The sequence below is a fragment of the Paenibacillus sp. FSL H3-0286 genome (genome assembly GCF_045040705.1).
GTDB lineage: Bacteria > Bacillota > Bacilli > Paenibacillales > Paenibacillaceae > Paenibacillus_AQ > Paenibacillus_AQ odorifer.
Map to the genome: position 1 here is coordinate 4,400,153 of NZ_CP150285.1, position 13,829 is coordinate 4,413,981.

19 protein-coding genes are annotated in these 13,829 nt (G+C 43.3%); 6 read left to right on the forward strand and 13 right to left on the reverse strand.

All coding sequences use genetic code 11. From position 1 onward, the window contains the following. The first annotated feature begins 333 nt into the window (after positions 1-333). Complete coding sequence (locus tag MHB37_RS19770; protein WP_036688593.1) at positions 334-1,284, forward strand: hypothetical protein; 951 nt, start codon at positions 334-336, stop codon at positions 1,282-1,284. A gap of 58 nt (positions 1,285-1,342) precedes the next feature. Here MHB37_RS19770 and MHB37_RS19775 read toward each other — a convergent pair whose 3' ends face one another. Beyond that, positions 1,343-1,573 (reverse strand): hypothetical protein, encoded by a 231-nt coding sequence (locus tag MHB37_RS19775; protein ID WP_036688596.1) that lies wholly within the window; start codon positions 1,571-1,573, stop codon positions 1,343-1,345. A gap of 205 nt (positions 1,574-1,778) precedes the next feature. On the opposite strand from MHB37_RS19775, the gene MHB37_RS19780 reads away from it, so the two are divergent. After that, complete coding sequence (locus MHB37_RS19780) at positions 1,779-1,955, forward strand: hypothetical protein (protein WP_155288145.1); 177 nt, start codon at positions 1,779-1,781, stop codon at positions 1,953-1,955. A gap of 602 nt (positions 1,956-2,557) precedes the next feature. Here the strand turns inward: MHB37_RS19780 and trmD are convergent. From trmD to MHB37_RS19820, 8 genes are all read right to left on the reverse strand, one after another. Beyond that, positions 2,558-3,349: a tRNA (guanosine(37)-N1)-methyltransferase TrmD gene (gene trmD / locus MHB37_RS19785; RefSeq protein ID WP_036689109.1), complete on the reverse strand. Its 792-nt coding sequence runs from the start codon at positions 3,347-3,349 to the stop codon at positions 2,558-2,560. Further along, entirely contained in the window at positions 3,349-3,873 is a 525-nt protein-coding gene (rimM, locus tag MHB37_RS19790) for a ribosome maturation factor RimM (RefSeq protein ID WP_036688599.1), read from the reverse strand. Before rimM ends, trmD begins: the two co-directional genes overlap by 1 nt. Before the next feature lie 89 nt (positions 3,874-3,962). Beyond that, complete coding sequence (locus MHB37_RS19795; protein WP_036688600.1) at positions 3,963-4,193, reverse strand: KH domain-containing protein; 231 nt, start codon at positions 4,191-4,193, stop codon at positions 3,963-3,965. Between the two features lie 22 nt (positions 4,194-4,215). Continuing rightward, positions 4,216-4,488, reverse strand: coding sequence for a 30S ribosomal protein S16 (gene rpsP, locus MHB37_RS19800; RefSeq protein WP_036688604.1), 273 nt, complete (start codon positions 4,486-4,488; stop codon positions 4,216-4,218). 54 nt (positions 4,489-4,542) lie between these two features. Continuing rightward, positions 4,543-5,931, reverse strand: coding sequence for a signal recognition particle protein (gene ffh / locus MHB37_RS19805; RefSeq protein ID WP_036688607.1), 1,389 nt, complete (start codon positions 5,929-5,931; stop codon positions 4,543-4,545). Between the two features lie 21 nt (positions 5,932-5,952). Next, positions 5,953-6,309, reverse strand: coding sequence for a YlxM family DNA-binding protein (gene ylxM / locus MHB37_RS19810; RefSeq protein WP_036688609.1), 357 nt, complete (start codon positions 6,307-6,309; stop codon positions 5,953-5,955). Between the two features lie 149 nt (positions 6,310-6,458). Beyond that, positions 6,459-7,106, reverse strand: coding sequence for a hemolysin III family protein (locus tag MHB37_RS19815; RefSeq protein WP_036688612.1), 648 nt, complete (start codon positions 7,104-7,106; stop codon positions 6,459-6,461). A 56-nt stretch (positions 7,107-7,162) separates the two neighbouring features. Continuing rightward, positions 7,163-8,680: a carboxypeptidase M32 gene (locus MHB37_RS19820; protein ID WP_036688614.1), complete on the reverse strand. Its 1,518-nt coding sequence runs from the start codon at positions 8,678-8,680 to the stop codon at positions 7,163-7,165. 162 nt (positions 8,681-8,842) lie between these two features. On the opposite strand from MHB37_RS19820, the gene MHB37_RS19825 reads away from it, so the two are divergent. The 4 genes from MHB37_RS19825 (at position 8,843) to MHB37_RS19840 (ending at position 10,658) form a co-directional block, all read left to right on the forward strand. Then, positions 8,843-9,184 (forward strand): iron-sulfur cluster biosynthesis family protein, encoded by a 342-nt coding sequence (locus MHB37_RS19825; RefSeq protein WP_341143246.1) that lies wholly within the window; start codon positions 8,843-8,845, stop codon positions 9,182-9,184. 14 nt (positions 9,185-9,198) lie between these two features. Then, on the forward strand, positions 9,199-9,759 hold the full coding sequence (locus MHB37_RS19830; protein WP_036688619.1) for a carbonic anhydrase: 561 nt from the start codon (positions 9,199-9,201) through the stop codon (positions 9,757-9,759). 174 nt (positions 9,760-9,933) lie between these two features. Then, positions 9,934-10,365 carry a hypothetical protein gene (locus MHB37_RS19835; RefSeq protein WP_081383222.1) on the forward strand — a complete coding sequence of 144 codons (432 nt, stop codon included), beginning with the start codon at positions 9,934-9,936 and terminating at the stop codon, positions 10,363-10,365. An 8-nt stretch (positions 10,366-10,373) separates the two neighbouring features. Next, a complete protein-coding gene (locus tag MHB37_RS19840) occupies positions 10,374-10,658 on the forward strand; it encodes a YxcD family protein (protein WP_036689115.1) in 285 nt (94 codons plus the stop codon). 48 nt (positions 10,659-10,706) lie between these two features. Here the strand turns inward: MHB37_RS19840 and MHB37_RS19845 are convergent, their stop codons facing one another. From MHB37_RS19845 to MHB37_RS19860, 4 genes are all read right to left on the reverse strand, one after another. After that, positions 10,707-11,723 (reverse strand): S66 peptidase family protein, encoded by a 1,017-nt coding sequence (locus MHB37_RS19845; protein WP_405168394.1) that lies wholly within the window; start codon positions 11,721-11,723, stop codon positions 10,707-10,709. 160 nt (positions 11,724-11,883) lie between these two features. Next, positions 11,884-12,261 carry a hypothetical protein gene (locus tag MHB37_RS19850; protein WP_036688624.1) on the reverse strand — a complete coding sequence of 126 codons (378 nt, stop codon included), beginning with the start codon at positions 12,259-12,261 and terminating at the stop codon, positions 11,884-11,886. Between the two features lie 80 nt (positions 12,262-12,341). After that, positions 12,342-12,692, reverse strand: a complete 351-nt coding sequence (locus tag MHB37_RS19855; RefSeq protein WP_076127105.1) for an Asp23/Gls24 family envelope stress response protein — start codon at positions 12,690-12,692, stop codon at positions 12,342-12,344. Between the two features lie 28 nt (positions 12,693-12,720). Continuing rightward, a complete protein-coding gene (locus MHB37_RS19860; protein ID WP_076306638.1) occupies positions 12,721-13,827 on the reverse strand; it encodes an AI-2E family transporter in 1,107 nt (368 codons plus the stop codon). Positions 13,828-13,829: the final 2 nt, after the last annotated feature.

Below are 13,829 nucleotides of genomic sequence, written 5' to 3' on the forward strand. Positions count from 1 at the left end.
CTATATCGTATTCGCAAACTAGCCTTAGCACATCTCACTATAAAAAGCGCTTTTCAGTAGCTGCTGAAGATTATATATGAGAGCATCTTCGCTCTTTTTATATGTACTCTTACCCATTTTAATGTGAGCGTAAGATCTATATTTCATTTTAGCACAATTGAAATTTGAAGTGTAGTGAACACTTTTTAAATACCTAGTCTTTGGTCCAGTATATTAACCCGCCTACAGCCGTTTTTACAATAAATCCCCATAGGCTATACTTACAGAAGTACGTACATAACGTAGCGCTTAGGGAAGAACACATATACCCAAAAATAAGGAGGATTTTATTCAATGAAAAAGAGTAATACAACTAGCGTAATGGCAGCTGTAGCCGTCTTGTCCGTCGTACTTCTGGCAGGATGCACAGAGTTACCGGGTAGGCAATCCGCTAATAATGAACTAGGAAAGAATATTACTGAAGATGTGCAGCAAAATATTGGTGAGGCTGTGAAGCAAGAGCTAGGTAAAGCCGCTGCAAGCGTGGAACAGGCCGTTCAGGATACAGCTACCAAGGTGGTCGACGAAGTTAAAGCAAACAGCATTAGCAAAGAACTATCCTTATCTAAAGAGATCGGCTCTGCTTCAGTGCTTAGCATGAACAATGCAGTGGGAGAAATAGAAGTTACATCAACTACGGGTGATCAAATTAATGTGAGTGCGACAATCTTAGCCCATAACGGCTCCGCTCATAAAGCTGACCGCCAGAAAATCTTGGATGACGCTGAGATTTCAATAGACGTTAGTGGCGATACTCTGAAGGTATCTACAAATTCCAAATCAAATCCGAAGAAGGACTTATGGACTTGGGCTCAAGACAAATACGGTTATTCAGATTTTAGCATTAACTATACCATTGAGATCCCCACCCGTATGGATGAATATCAAATCACCAATAATGTCGGGCAAATTCGTCTCCGCAATCTGGACGGAAATTACCGCGTCGTCAGCAACGTTGGAGCTATTGATATCGAAGGAGCTAACATCACCGGTAAGTCCACTCTAGAGTCTAATACAGGAAGCATACGCATGGATATAGCCGGAATGAAGAGTGATAGCCGTCTTAAAGCGACAACAAATGTAGGTAGCCTCAATGCTGTTCTAGCCGATGGCGTGAAATGTAGCTTGGTGGCTAAAAGTGATCTAGGCCAGATCACCGGGGTTGAGGGTGGCAAACGTGATGTTAACGGAGGAGGTCCTTTGTTGTCCTTAAGCTCTGATATAGGTGCAATTACAGTAGAGTAACCAACCACTAAAAACAGACCGTCCGGATTAGCGGACGGTCTGTTTTTGCATCATCATATCAGATTAATGCAATAGCCAACAGCGTGAACAAGCTGAGAGTTAAAATATTGTCAGCAGCATAAGGGTAACCAAAAAATGCAGAAGTCTGCACAGGTCCATTGGATCCTGTTCTTAAGTAAACATTATATCTGTCCACATCTGTAATCACACCTTCATGCTGTCTGCCATCAGTAGTCAGGATACGTACCCTTCTATTCTTACAACGTAAGCAATTATAATAAGCCTCCACTAGTGTACTCCTCCTCATTCGTAATGATATACTCTATGGTGAGGAGTACAGGTCGGTAACGGCTAAGTTACATAGGTCATTTGTTTGGATCGATATTTACTTTCCGTTCTCTGCATTTTTTGTATTCCCAAAGGTTATATATAAGGAAAGACATATTCTCGGCTTGTTATCCGTACCATCCTATCCATTCAAGGAGGCCAATCGAATGAATGTAGCACGTAAACAGTTTATTAAGGAAGGCGTACTGCGTATTACCATCTTTATTATTTTATCATCGCTTACCTATACCGTTCGCAACTATGCATGGGCAGTTACTGTTCTCGTATGTTTTGCGCTTTACGCTCTACTTACAGGAGTATATCGCCTCTTTCGCAAAGAGTAGAATGCGCCTCCACGAATTTTTATAGTTAACCAAACGCCCCCTTTCCAAAGAGTTTTTAATTCTCCTTGAAGAGGGGGCGTTTACATTCTGACCAGAATCACAGGGTTTGACCTCTTTGTAGAGCACAATAAAACCATTAGATGTAGTGAACTTTCGTTCGCTATACTCTAATGGTTTTATTGGACTTGCTTATTCATACTTAATTATTAATCTTATATGTTCAAGCTTTAAAGGGCGAATGGGAATTACGATTTGCGATTTGTATAATAATCGATAATATCATTCACGGTGCGGAGCGGCTCCGCATCTTTGTGGATCGTGTCCACGCTAGGCTTGAATTCTTCACGCGTCTTCGTAGTCACTTCAGTTCATTCCTTTCAATAGTTAAGCTTGCTGCATCGTAAGCTGCATATAGTATTACGCCACCTCTATCTATTACCCCAAATAGAAGAGTTCAACGCACCTATGCTCATTTGTTTTGGAAATTACGCAAAAAAATACGAGATTATAGCCCTTCTTATACTTAAGTAAACATAACAAAAACGCCTCCTTAACGTAAGATACGTTAAAAAGACGTAAAATATGCCTGTTTTATTAAAATTTTACTCCGGCTTGATTTCATTTTTCAGACGTTCCAGTGTTTTCTTGTCTTTCAATGTTAGTTCTGCACTTTCGAGCAAATCAGGTCTACGTTCAAGTGTACGCTGTAACGCTTGCTCTCTCCGCCATACTTCGATGTTGGCGTGATGGCCACTCAACAACATATCTGGTACCTTCCAGCCGCGAAATTCAGCGGGTCGAGTGTAGTGAGGATATTCCAACAGCCCTGTACTGAACGAATCCGTGATCGCAGAGGTTTCATTTCCAAGCGCCCCTGGCTGTAGCCGAACTACTGAATCAATAACCGTCAGTGCTGGTAGTTCTCCACCCGTTAGCACATAATCGCCAATCGACAGTTCATCTGTAACCAGATGCTCCCGTATCCGCTCATCGTAGCCCTCATAATGACCACATATAAAGATTAGATGCTGCTCTTGTGCCAGTTCCTCAGCAATCTTCTGATTATAGGTCTTTCCTTGTGGGCACATAAGAATGATGCGTGGCTTCACAGAGGAAGGCGACGGGACTGCAGATTCAGAACCATTCTCCAAAGGACTAGCCTCGATCCCCAATACATGTTCTACCGCTGCAAAGATCGGGTCAGGCTTTAGTACCATACCCCCGCCCCCGCCATACGGTGTATCATCCACACTGTTGTGCTTATTTCCTGAGAAATCACGAAAGTTCACAGCATTCAAAGATACAATCCCTTTTTCGCGTGCCTTACCAAGAATACTTGTGCTAAATACGCCTTCGCACATCTCCGGAAAGAGCGTTAGCACATCAATTCTGATCATGGCAATAGTCCTTCCATTAAGTGAACCGTAATTCGTTTGGCCTCAATGTCCACGTTCAGCACTACATCGTTAATTACAGGGATAAGGATGTCTTGACCTTTAGCAGGCTTAACAACCCACACGTCATTTGCACCTGGCTGTAAAATTTCCGTAATTGTGCCAAGCGGTTCACTTCCAGCATCATCCGTATAAACTTCACAGCCAACGATTTGGTGGAAGTAATATTCATTCTCTGGCAGATCAACCAGATCATTACTTGGCACCTTAAGCAAACTTCCCTTATACTTTTCCACTTCGTTAATATTGGTATATCCCTTAAGCTTAACGATAAACATACCCTTATGCTCTCGAGCGGATTCTACAGTCACTTCGAATTTTGCACTGCCATCCGCAGGAATGACGAACAGCTTCTTGTCTTTAGCGAAACGAACCTCAGGAAAATCGGTATGGGATAATACTTTAATCTCCCCGCGAATTCCATGTGTATTCACAAGCCGGCCTACGGTTAATTCTTCCGTCATATAACCCTCTCCTCTACAAGCTTCATCTATATATTTGAACAAAAAGGAGCCGGGATATACTATCCCTAGCCCCTCATTGTACGCATTATTTAAGATAAAATATCTACAGTTACGCGTTTATCGCTCTTGACTGCTGCAGATGTGACTACTGTACGGAGCGCCTTGGCGATCCTGCCTTGCTTGCCGATGACCTTTCCTACATCATCTGGATGTACGGACAGCTCATAGACAATCAAATGCTCTTTCTCCACAGCCCGTACCGTCACATCTTCTGGATGATCCACTAAAGCCTTAGCAATTACTCCAACTAATTCTTCCATAGAGGACCCTCGCAATCAGTCATTATTTCTGTTGCTTAAGCTCATGAAACTTCTTCATCACGCCTGCTTTGGAAAGCAAGTTGCGGACGGTATCAGATGCTTGCGCACCTGTTTGAAGCCATTTAAGAGCTTTTTCCTCATCGATCTTAACTACTGCCGGTTGTTCAATCGGATTATAATAACCGATTTCCTCGATAAAACGACCGTCACGAGGGGACCGGGAATCGGAAACCACTACACGATAGAAAGGCGCTTTATGCGCTCCCATTCTTTTTAGACGAATACGTACTGCCACGAAAAATCACCTCCTTATAATAGTTTCCAACATTAGTTGGTCAGACATTCAAGATCATTTAAAAGGGAATTTCAGCCCTTTTCCACCACCAAGACCTTTAAGCTGCTTCATGGCATTTTTCTTGGAGGCTTTGCCGCCTCCGCCCATCATGCCGGAGAATTGCTTCATCATCTTACGCATCTCATCAAATTGTTTGATGAGGCGGTTGACCTCAGCGACTGAGGTTCCGCTGCCGGTTGCAATACGCTTGCGGCGGTTATGGTTAATGATCTCAGGCTGTTGCTTCTCCGCCTTAGTCATAGAATGAACTATGGCTTCAACGCGTCCCATTTGCTTATCGTCGACCTTTAAATCTTTAATGCCCTTGGCTTTGTTCATACCCGGAAGCATATCAAGAATTTGATCGATAGGGCCTAGCTTCTTCACCTGATCCATTTGCTCAAGGAAATCATCGAACGTAAACTCTGCATTACGCATCTTACGTTCCATTTCTTTAGCCTTGTCAGTATCAATGTTCGCCTGGGCTTTCTCAATCAGCGACAGCATGTCGCCCATACCCAGAATCCGCGAAGCCATACGTTCCGGATGGAACGGCTCCAGCGCGTCGATCTTCTCCCCTAAAGCGGCGAATTTGATCGGGCAACCGGTAACAGCTTTTACTGACAGTGCAGCACCACCACGGCTGTCGCCGTCGAGTTTCGTCAATACGACCCCTGTAAGCTCAAGCTGCTTATTAAAGCTCTCGGCTACATTCACGGCGTCTTGACCCGTCATAGCATCTACTACAAGAAGTACTTCATCAGGATTTACAACATTGTGAATCTGCTTGAGTTCTTCCATTAGTTCTTCATCAATATGCAGGCGGCCTGCAGTATCGATAATAACATAATCAAGTCCGTTATCCTTCGCATGTTGTACAGCTTGTCTGGCAATTTCTACCGGACTAGTCTGATCACCAAGCGAGAATACAGGAACCTTAATCTGTTCTCCCAGCACTTGCAGCTGCTTGATAGCAGCAGGCCGGTAAATATCTCCCGCAACCAGGAGCGGACGATGATTGCCCTTCTGTAACAGCTTAGCTAGCTTACCCGAAGTGGTTGTCTTACCAGCCCCTTGTAGACCCGCCATCATAATGACGGTCGGTGGCTTGTTCGACTTGGCCAGCTTCGCTTGGCTTCCGCCCATCAGCTCGGTTAGTTCCTTGTTGACGATGTCGATAATTACCATGCCAGGCGTAAAGCTGTCCATGACTTCCTTGCCGATGGACTTTTCTTTCACCTTAGCCACGAATTCTTTAACTACCTTGAAGTTAACATCGGCTTCCAGAAGGGCTAACCGCACTTCACGCATAGCTTCGTTTACGTCTTCTTCGGATACTTTACCTTTACCGCGTAGCTTGCTGAACACATTCTGCAATCTTCCGGTTAAACCTTCAAACGCCATATGCAGATTTCTCCCTTCATGCTACTCTAACCTCTGCAAGCGATCCACGATCTCCGCGAACCGAAGTTTATATTGCTCAGGCAGCATCCCATTCTCCGGCAGTCTGCGCAGCTCTTCTAAATATTTAGTACGACTCTCATGTTTTACTAATAGTCCAAGTTTTTCTTCATAATTCTCAAGGACTTGCTCAGCGCGCTTAATATGCTCATAAACAGCTTGGCGGCTGATTTCAAATTCAGCGGCAATCTCTCCCAAGGAAAAATCATCGTGAAAATAATATTTAAGAAACGTTTGCTGCTTATCTGTAAGCAGTCGTTCATAGAAGGCAAAAAGCAAATTGATACGATTCGTTTTCTCGAGCCTATTCTCCTGACTCATTAAGGACAACCCCTTCGTCAAGGAAAAACACTTTACACCTTCACAACGTCCCTTATGATACCTAAAAGAAAGAGAGATGTCAAGCACTTTTGCTTGTCATCTCTTTCTTTATTAAAAATCCATATTTTCCGCGATAAATCCGCTTGAAATTATTGGATTGGCAGTACATAAATCAATATGGCGAAGAAATGTGTGACACTGCCCGCAAGAACAAAAACATGCCAGATCGCGTGATGGAACGGAAACCCTCTCCATACATAAAAAACTGTACCTAGAGTATAAAGCACTCCTCCAGCCATCAACAGAATCATGCCACCATCCGCTACCACTGCTGAAAGAGGATTCCAGGCGATAACAATCAGCCAACCCATAGCAATGTAGAACACCGTAGACATGAACAAGAACTTTTTAACAAAAAACGCTTTGAAGAAAACGCCAAATACTGCGATTCCCCATATAACACCAAATAAACTCCAGCCAAGTGTTCCCCGAATAGCTACTAGCAAAAAGGGTGTATACGTGCCTGCGATAAACAGATAAATAGAGGAGTGATCGAAAAATTCGAACAAATCCTTCGCCTTGCCCTCTTTGAGACTATGCACAAGTGTTGAATTGAGATACAGAAGCAGCATTGTCGTTCCATAAATGGAGAAGCTGACTACATGCCATGCCGTTCCTTTCAGACTTGCAAAAACAACAAGCAGGACAAGTGCAGCGACGCTTAATACAGCTCCGATCCCGTGCGTAATCGCATTCGCGACTTCTTCTCTCCGAGTGTAGGTGTGAGTATTTGCCATATCCATATCCTTCCGTCTAAGCTTTCTTTCTATTATACCACGCGGACCTCACTGGATTACAGTTTGTAAATCTCCGTGTATTTCTCCTCCAAATAATCAGCCAGATAATCTGGACTGAGCGGCTCACCTGTTACTTGTTCGATAATTTGCGAAGGGGTCAGGCTTTTTCCGAAACGGTAGATTTTTTCTGTTAACCATTCTTTAATTGGCAAAAGATTTCCCGCAGCAATCAATTCATCGTAGTTCGGCAGCTCCTTGCGGAGTGTATTCAAGATTTGGGCAGCATACATATTTCCCAGAGAGTAGGATGCAAAATATCCGAAGTCTCCACCGGACCAGTGCACGTCCTGCAATACACCAAGCGCATCATTAGGCGGTGTAATACCTAAATATTCTTGATATTTAGCATTCCATACCTGAGGCAGATCTTTGACAGATAGTCCTTCATTAAAAATAAGCTTTTCGATCTCGTAACGCACAATAATGTGCAGATTGTATGTAAGCTCATCTGCTTCAATTCGGATGAATGAATTTTCCACACTGTTAATAGCCCGGTAGAAATCCTCTACATCTACATTAGCAAGCTGCTCTGGGAAATGCTGCTGCAGATCACCGTAATAACGTTGCCAGAACGCACGGCTGCGGCCGATCATATTCTCCCATAGTCTCGACTGAGATTCATGAATCCCCATCGAAGCGCCTTGAGCCAGTGGTGTTCCCACTAAATCTTGGCTGATATTTTGTTCGTAAAGCGCATGTCCACCTTCATGCAGTGAGCTGAAGACGGCGCTAGTCACGTTATCAAGTAAATAAGCGGTCGTAATACGAACGTCACCTGGATTCAGCCCTGTAGCAAAAGGATGCACACTCTCATCCAAGCGGCCTGCGTCGAAGTCATAGCCCATTTGCTTCAGAATAAAGTTACCAAACTTTTGTTGCTGCTCTTTAGGGAAAATCTGCTGCAAGAAGCTGGTATCTGGTTTATTAGGTGAAGCAGCGATAGCTTCCACTAACGGAACCAAGCGGCTGCGGAGGCGACTGAACACTTCATCCACCTTTTCTACCGTGAGATCAGGCTCATACATATCTAGTAGCGTATCGTAACGTGTGCCATTTACACCCCAATAATCGATGAACTCTTGTTTCAGAGCTACGATTTTACTCAAATAAGGTTCAAATGTAGCAAAGTCATTGTTCTCCTTAGCTTCTTCCCAGATCGTTTGGGAATGAGCAGACAGGACAGCGTACTCTTCAAATCTTTTGGAAGGAATACTCTTACTGCGCTCATACTCTTTGCGGCAATCGTTGACGATCTTTTGTTGATTAGCTGTAAGCTGGCTCAACACTTCTGGACGGCTGAAAAATGCTGTAAAGTCACCCATCTCCTGTGAAATCTCAAGTCTGAACAATTCTCCACTCAGCATCCCAATCGTACCGGAACGAACTTCTACTCCCTTACGTGGTGCACCTGTGCGCAAATCCCAGTGCATTAATTCTATGGCCTCTGAATATCCACTAATTTTTGCTAATAACTCGCTGAATTGTTCCCATCGTTCCTTTACTTGTTGTTCCATTCTACTCCACCTGCTTTCTCTGTTTTACAGACTCCTCTTGATGATACTTTTTTGAATGAGTATAATCAACTTCAGAGATACATCTCTAATTTTAAATATTTAATGAGTTACATAAGAAGCAGAGCATGCTTCGAACAAAAATCAAGGAGCGTGAACAGGGCTATGATGATTCAAGTTACACCTCTCGCAGAAAGGAAGTTGAAGGAAAGGCTTGGAGATCAGCCAGGATTTTTCAAGCTCTTTTATGATACGGTAGGCTGCGGGTGTGACGGAATTAATGTGTTACTGATTGTTTCAGAAGTGGAGCAAGGCGATTCTAGGATAGAGACGAATTCTCTTCCCTTTATCGTAAGCCGGCAACAGGAAATCTTTTATGAAGACAAGCTGCGACTCGATGCAGAGGAACGTTTCTCTTCCTATAAGCTGGTCAGTGATTCTCAGATTTATGGCAACAATATCATGGTAAGAGATATGCGCAACGTAAGTACAATTCAAGGAATTTAAGGGAGGAAGCTAATATGAGCCACGTATCAGAAATTATTAACTTTAATAAAAGTTTTGTAGAGAATAAGGACTATGAAGCTTATTTAACCAGTCGTTATCCTGACAAAAAAATGCTGATCATCACCTGTATGGACACTAGACTCGTTGAATTATTGCCGAAAGCCATGAATTTCAAAAATGGTGATGTCAAAATCATCAAAAATGCTGGTGCGGTTATTTCTCAGCCTTTTGGTAGTGTTATGCGTAGTGTAATGGTAGCTCTATACGAACTAGATGCTGAAGAAGTAATCGTGGTTGGACACTATGAATGCGGTATGGCCTCCCTCAATGCGGACCATATGATCAATTCCATTAAAGAACGTGGAGTATCTGAAGAAGTGCTGTCTACACTGGAGAATTCCGGAATCAAACTTACAAAATGGCTGCGTGGGTTTGACAATGTCGAAGAAGGGGTAATTCAGACTGTGGACCTGATTAAACGTCATCCACTGCTTCCCCCTAATGTACCTATCCATGGCATGATCATCGATCCGGCAACCGGAGCGCTTGAGCTTGTCGCTGATGGGTATAAGTAACGAATGACGACTCTCTAACTGCTGTTTGCGTGGATCCTGGATCCACGCTTTTTTTGTGTATAAAAGTATAAATTATGATAAATAAAATTGAAACCTTGTGGGGCATGTCTGCGTATTACCGACCATACACAAAAATTCATGCTCACAGGAGGGTTTTCGTACTAAATGAAACCAATGAAACGCGTAATGATGATTCTAATGGCCTTCACTCTGTTTTTTGCAGTGGTTGCTCCAGACTTTGCCGATGCACGTCGAGGTGGCGGCGGATTCAAATCCGGCACTCGCAGCTATTCAACAACTCCAAAAAAATCAACAACAACAAATAACATCAAAAAAAGTGACAGCACTAAAAGTTCCACAGCAGGATCTGCTGCAAATACAAAACGTGGCTTCTTCAGCGGCGGCAGCTTAATGAAAGGCATGATGATCGGTGGTTTGGCCGGATTATTATTCGGTGGAATGTTTGGTGGAATGGGAGCTTTTGGTGACTTCCTAGGCTTTGCCGTTAATATGCTAGCTATCTATGTATTGGTTATGCTCGTGATGTCCTTCTTCCGTCGTAGAAAAGAACGTCGCCGCTTAGAAGAACAGGATGGTCGTTACTAATGTCTACAATTGTTCTAAGCATGGATGAGATCATCAATGCCCTCTGTCTGCACATGGCGGAACGAAAGGCTGTTCGTCCAGAGGATGTTCAGGTAGAACTGAGCTGGGAAGAAGATACCGGTTACTCTGCAGAGGTTTGGGTACAGGGCCGCAGTCAATTTCTAGTGGAGTCCAATATGATTGAAGCGATCTTGCGTTACATGCTCAGCGAATATGGTGTTCGCGCCTATCGTGAAGATGTAAGACTGGACCTGGATGAGGAAATCACAGCGATTGTAAATACAGGGAACTAATGATAGTAAAAGGGACAACCCGAGGGGTTGTCCTTTTTTGATATAACGCTATTCATAGAAATATTGCTTTACCGTCCCTACTCCGTCTGCCACTTCAATTTCTGCATAAGCTCCATTAATAAAAGTAACCTGCGGCGGGACATGACCACAATCGATATCATAAACGATCGGTACCTTAAGCTCTTCAAATAGTTCAGCATAGATATCCTCGGCAGTATAGTTATCCACAGGCCGATTAGCTGGACTTCTGCCAAACATAATCCCCGAACAATTCTCAAACCACCCTGCCAGCTTCATCTGCACTAAAGATCTGCGTAAATCCGCTGTGTTCAATTCACAATTTTCCAAATACCAAACAATAGGTTCGTCATGAATCATTTCTTGCTGAAAATGCTGGAGCTTTCCATAAGGTGTGCCGATCAAATGCCTAATTACATCTATACAACCACCCAACAGACGTCCTTTCATCGTTACAGCATCTGTAGTTAGAGACTTCCAATAAGTCTCCTCTGTCAAATGAAAAACGCATGGCGAAGGCACATCATGTTGCCATTCCCGCTGATATTTAAGAGATGAATGCTGCACAATGGACCCACCCACTGGTGTCTCTAGAACCGCCTGCCAGAGGGTTGTAGTATCATCCGAATACTCTCCCCGTAAATCAATGAGATTCGCTCCGTGGGCAGTAGCCAACCCGGTTGTCAGCGTGACCGCAAGCAGCAAGACGCTTATATCTGAATATCCCACGATCCATTTGTCCTGCAAAGCATCAAAATCAATAAATTCCAGAGCTTCAATTAACAATTCCCCGCCCCAAGGCGGAATAAGGACATCGATTCCATCATCTTTGATCATCTCATTAAACTCATGACCACGAACATTGGCTGGTGCTGATTTAGCCTTATCTTGCTTCCATGCCGTTTCGCCGATAATGACATTAAATCCTTGCGACTTCAACCGGCTGGAGGCCAGTGTTAGTAGTTCTGCATTTTGAATGCCTACTCCAGATGAAGGTGCTGTAACGCCTATCGTCGCATTCTTTTTCAAAAAAGGGTATCTAATCATATGCCACCTCCCAGAGTTTGTACCCATTATATCCCTAAAGTGATAATGAGAACACCTTCTTCTAACACATACTTTACGCCTACAAAAAAAGGACCTGGCGGGATGCGTCAACGTATGACCGCAAATCCTGCACATGTCCTTCTTCAATTAAACCCAAACACTAGATTAAAGAGATAGCAAGCAGTTCAAACAACACAAGCGGTAAAATCACATTATTATTGTATGGGGGACCTGGATAAGGTCCTGGATATGGGCCCGGTCCCGGGCCCGGATGAGGATGATACGGCTGATGAGGGTTGTAAAACCCGCGGGGCATTTGCCCATTAGCTGCAACGTTCAGATACAAGTGTTTATTATCTACTCCGGCTATAACGCCTTCATGTACAAAGCCATCTATTGTCTGTACGTTCACCTTATGGTTAAGGTATGGCTTGCAAGATTGATGTAGGGAATCGCGGACACCGTGCAGGTGCCGGATCACAGCAGGATCGGCCTGATAAATCACATTCTGTTGCTGCCCAGTGTTAAATGTCGACATGGATGTTCTGACCTCCGTAAATGGATTTGCTCCATTCTATGCAGAAGCCTAGATTACGGTGCCTATTAAATGGGCTATTCTTAGAATGGCAGAGCGACCTTCTCAACCTTAACATTTACGGAAACTAGAGACAGTCCCATCATATTCTCAACAGCATTTCTTACATTTTGCTGCAGTATATAGCAGACCTCTTGAATCACACATCCGTAATTAACTATGACCTGAAGATCGATAGCAACATCCACTTCTTTTACTTCAACGGACATTCCTTTTTTTACATTTTTACCGCTTAGACGTTTAGCCCAGTTGTCCGAGATACTGCTTCCTGACATGCCGGCAATACCCGGTGTGTCCAGAACCACTTGCCCGACGATCGAAGTCACCACATCATCTGAAATATGAATTAGTCCTTGCTCCGTTCCTTCATTCATAGAAATCCCTCCATAATGTTTTATTAACTTAAGAGATATCAGGACTCTCCTCTACCTCTATCTCTACCCGGCGTTGCTTGACAAACAAATAATAGGCCTTGGTCAAGACGATTTTAACAATCATATACAGCGGAATAATCAGCAATATCGCAATGATCCCGCCTAAATCACCGCCAACTAATACCAGGATAATCGTTGTCAGTGGATGAATATCGAGCTTTTTCCCAAAGATGTAGGGAGCGATTAAATTATCCTGTATCTGCTGCGCTACCAGAACAATGATGATGGACCAGACGGCTATAGACGGCGATTGAATGAATCCGATGATGAAAATAGGGATACTAGACAGTATCGCACCAATAAAAGGCACGAAGTTCATCACAACTGCGATTACAGTCAACAGCAATGCATATTGCAGGCCGATAATAAGGAAACCAATATACATCAGAACGCCTAAGGCTAAATTAACAAGCACCCGGCCCACGATAAAGCCACTAAGCGCACTGTCGATTTCAGTCATCATTGTAGTTCCTTCTTCACGATACTTCTTTGGAAAGAAACTTACAATCTTACGTCCGAATTTCCCACCTTCCTTAAGCATGTAGAATAACATAATCGGAAAGGTGAATAAAATGATCGCGAAATTCGAAACAAAAGAGAACAATCCTGATACGTAATTCGTTAACAGCGTAAACCCTTTATTCAAATAATCCGTCAATGTGGAGGCTGGATTCGCATCAGCAGGGATCAACGCAGACAGAAATTCATTATCTTCTAGTTTCAATAGCTGTTGATTCAAGGAGGCAATGAGATTCGGCATATTATCGACGAAATTAACTAATTGTGTGCGAAGTGAAGGCCAAACGCCGATAATAAAAGCAAACAGAAGCACTAAAATAACTACATATACGATGATAATCGCCAAAGAACGATTCAGCTTATATTTCTCCAAGGTATCGATCAGTGGCCGCAGCAAGTAATAAAAGAAACCCGCCAGCATTAAAGGCACTATAATGACACTGAACAAAGACAGGATCGGTGTGAATAAAAAATCTACGCGTGAGCCTAAAAATACAATGCCTAACACTAAAAGAATCGCTAGACAAACTTTGATGAAATTGTTCAGTTTAGCCATAC

Bases quoted from the DNA above. Each gene is read 5' to 3' on its own strand.
- MHB37_RS19770 (WP_036688593.1), top strand. From the start codon at position 334: ATGAAAAAGAGTAATACAACTAGCGTAATGGCAGCTGTAGCCGTCTTG.
- MHB37_RS19780 (WP_155288145.1), top strand. From the start codon at position 1,779: ATGAATGTAGCACGTAAACAGTTTATTAAGGAAGGCGTACTGCGTATT.
- rimM (WP_036688599.1), bottom strand. From the start codon at position 3,873: ATGACGGAAGAATTAACCGTAGGCCGGCTTGTGAATACACATGGAATT.
- MHB37_RS19795 (WP_036688600.1), bottom strand. From the start codon at position 4,193: ATGGAAGAATTAGTTGGAGTAATTGCTAAGGCTTTAGTGGATCATCCA.
- ffh (WP_036688607.1), bottom strand. From the start codon at position 5,931: ATGGCGTTTGAAGGTTTAACCGGAAGATTGCAGAATGTGTTCAGCAAG.
- ylxM (WP_036688609.1), bottom strand. From the start codon at position 6,309: ATGAGTCAGGAGAATAGGCTCGAGAAAACGAATCGTATCAATTTGCTT.
- MHB37_RS19815 (WP_036688612.1), bottom strand. From the start codon at position 7,106: ATGGCAAATACTCACACCTACACTCGGAGAGAAGAAGTCGCGAATGCG.
- MHB37_RS19820 (WP_036688614.1), bottom strand. From the start codon at position 8,680: ATGGAACAACAAGTAAAGGAACGATGGGAACAATTCAGCGAGTTATTA.
- MHB37_RS19825 (WP_341143246.1), top strand. From the start codon at position 8,843: ATGATGATTCAAGTTACACCTCTCGCAGAAAGGAAGTTGAAGGAAAGG.
- MHB37_RS19830 (WP_036688619.1), top strand. From the start codon at position 9,199: ATGAGCCACGTATCAGAAATTATTAACTTTAATAAAAGTTTTGTAGAG.
- MHB37_RS19835 (WP_081383222.1), top strand. From the start codon at position 9,934: ATGAAACGCGTAATGATGATTCTAATGGCCTTCACTCTGTTTTTTGCA.
- MHB37_RS19845 (WP_405168394.1), bottom strand. From the start codon at position 11,723: ATGATTAGATACCCTTTTTTGAAAAAGAATGCGACGATAGGCGTTACA.
- MHB37_RS19850 (WP_036688624.1), bottom strand. From the start codon at position 12,261: ATGTCGACATTTAACACTGGGCAGCAACAGAATGTGATTTATCAGGCC.
- MHB37_RS19855 (WP_076127105.1), bottom strand. From the start codon at position 12,692: ATGAATGAAGGAACGGAGCAAGGACTAATTCATATTTCAGATGATGTG.
- MHB37_RS19860 (WP_076306638.1), bottom strand. From the start codon at position 13,827: ATGGCTAAACTGAACAATTTCATCAAAGTTTGTCTAGCGATTCTTTTA.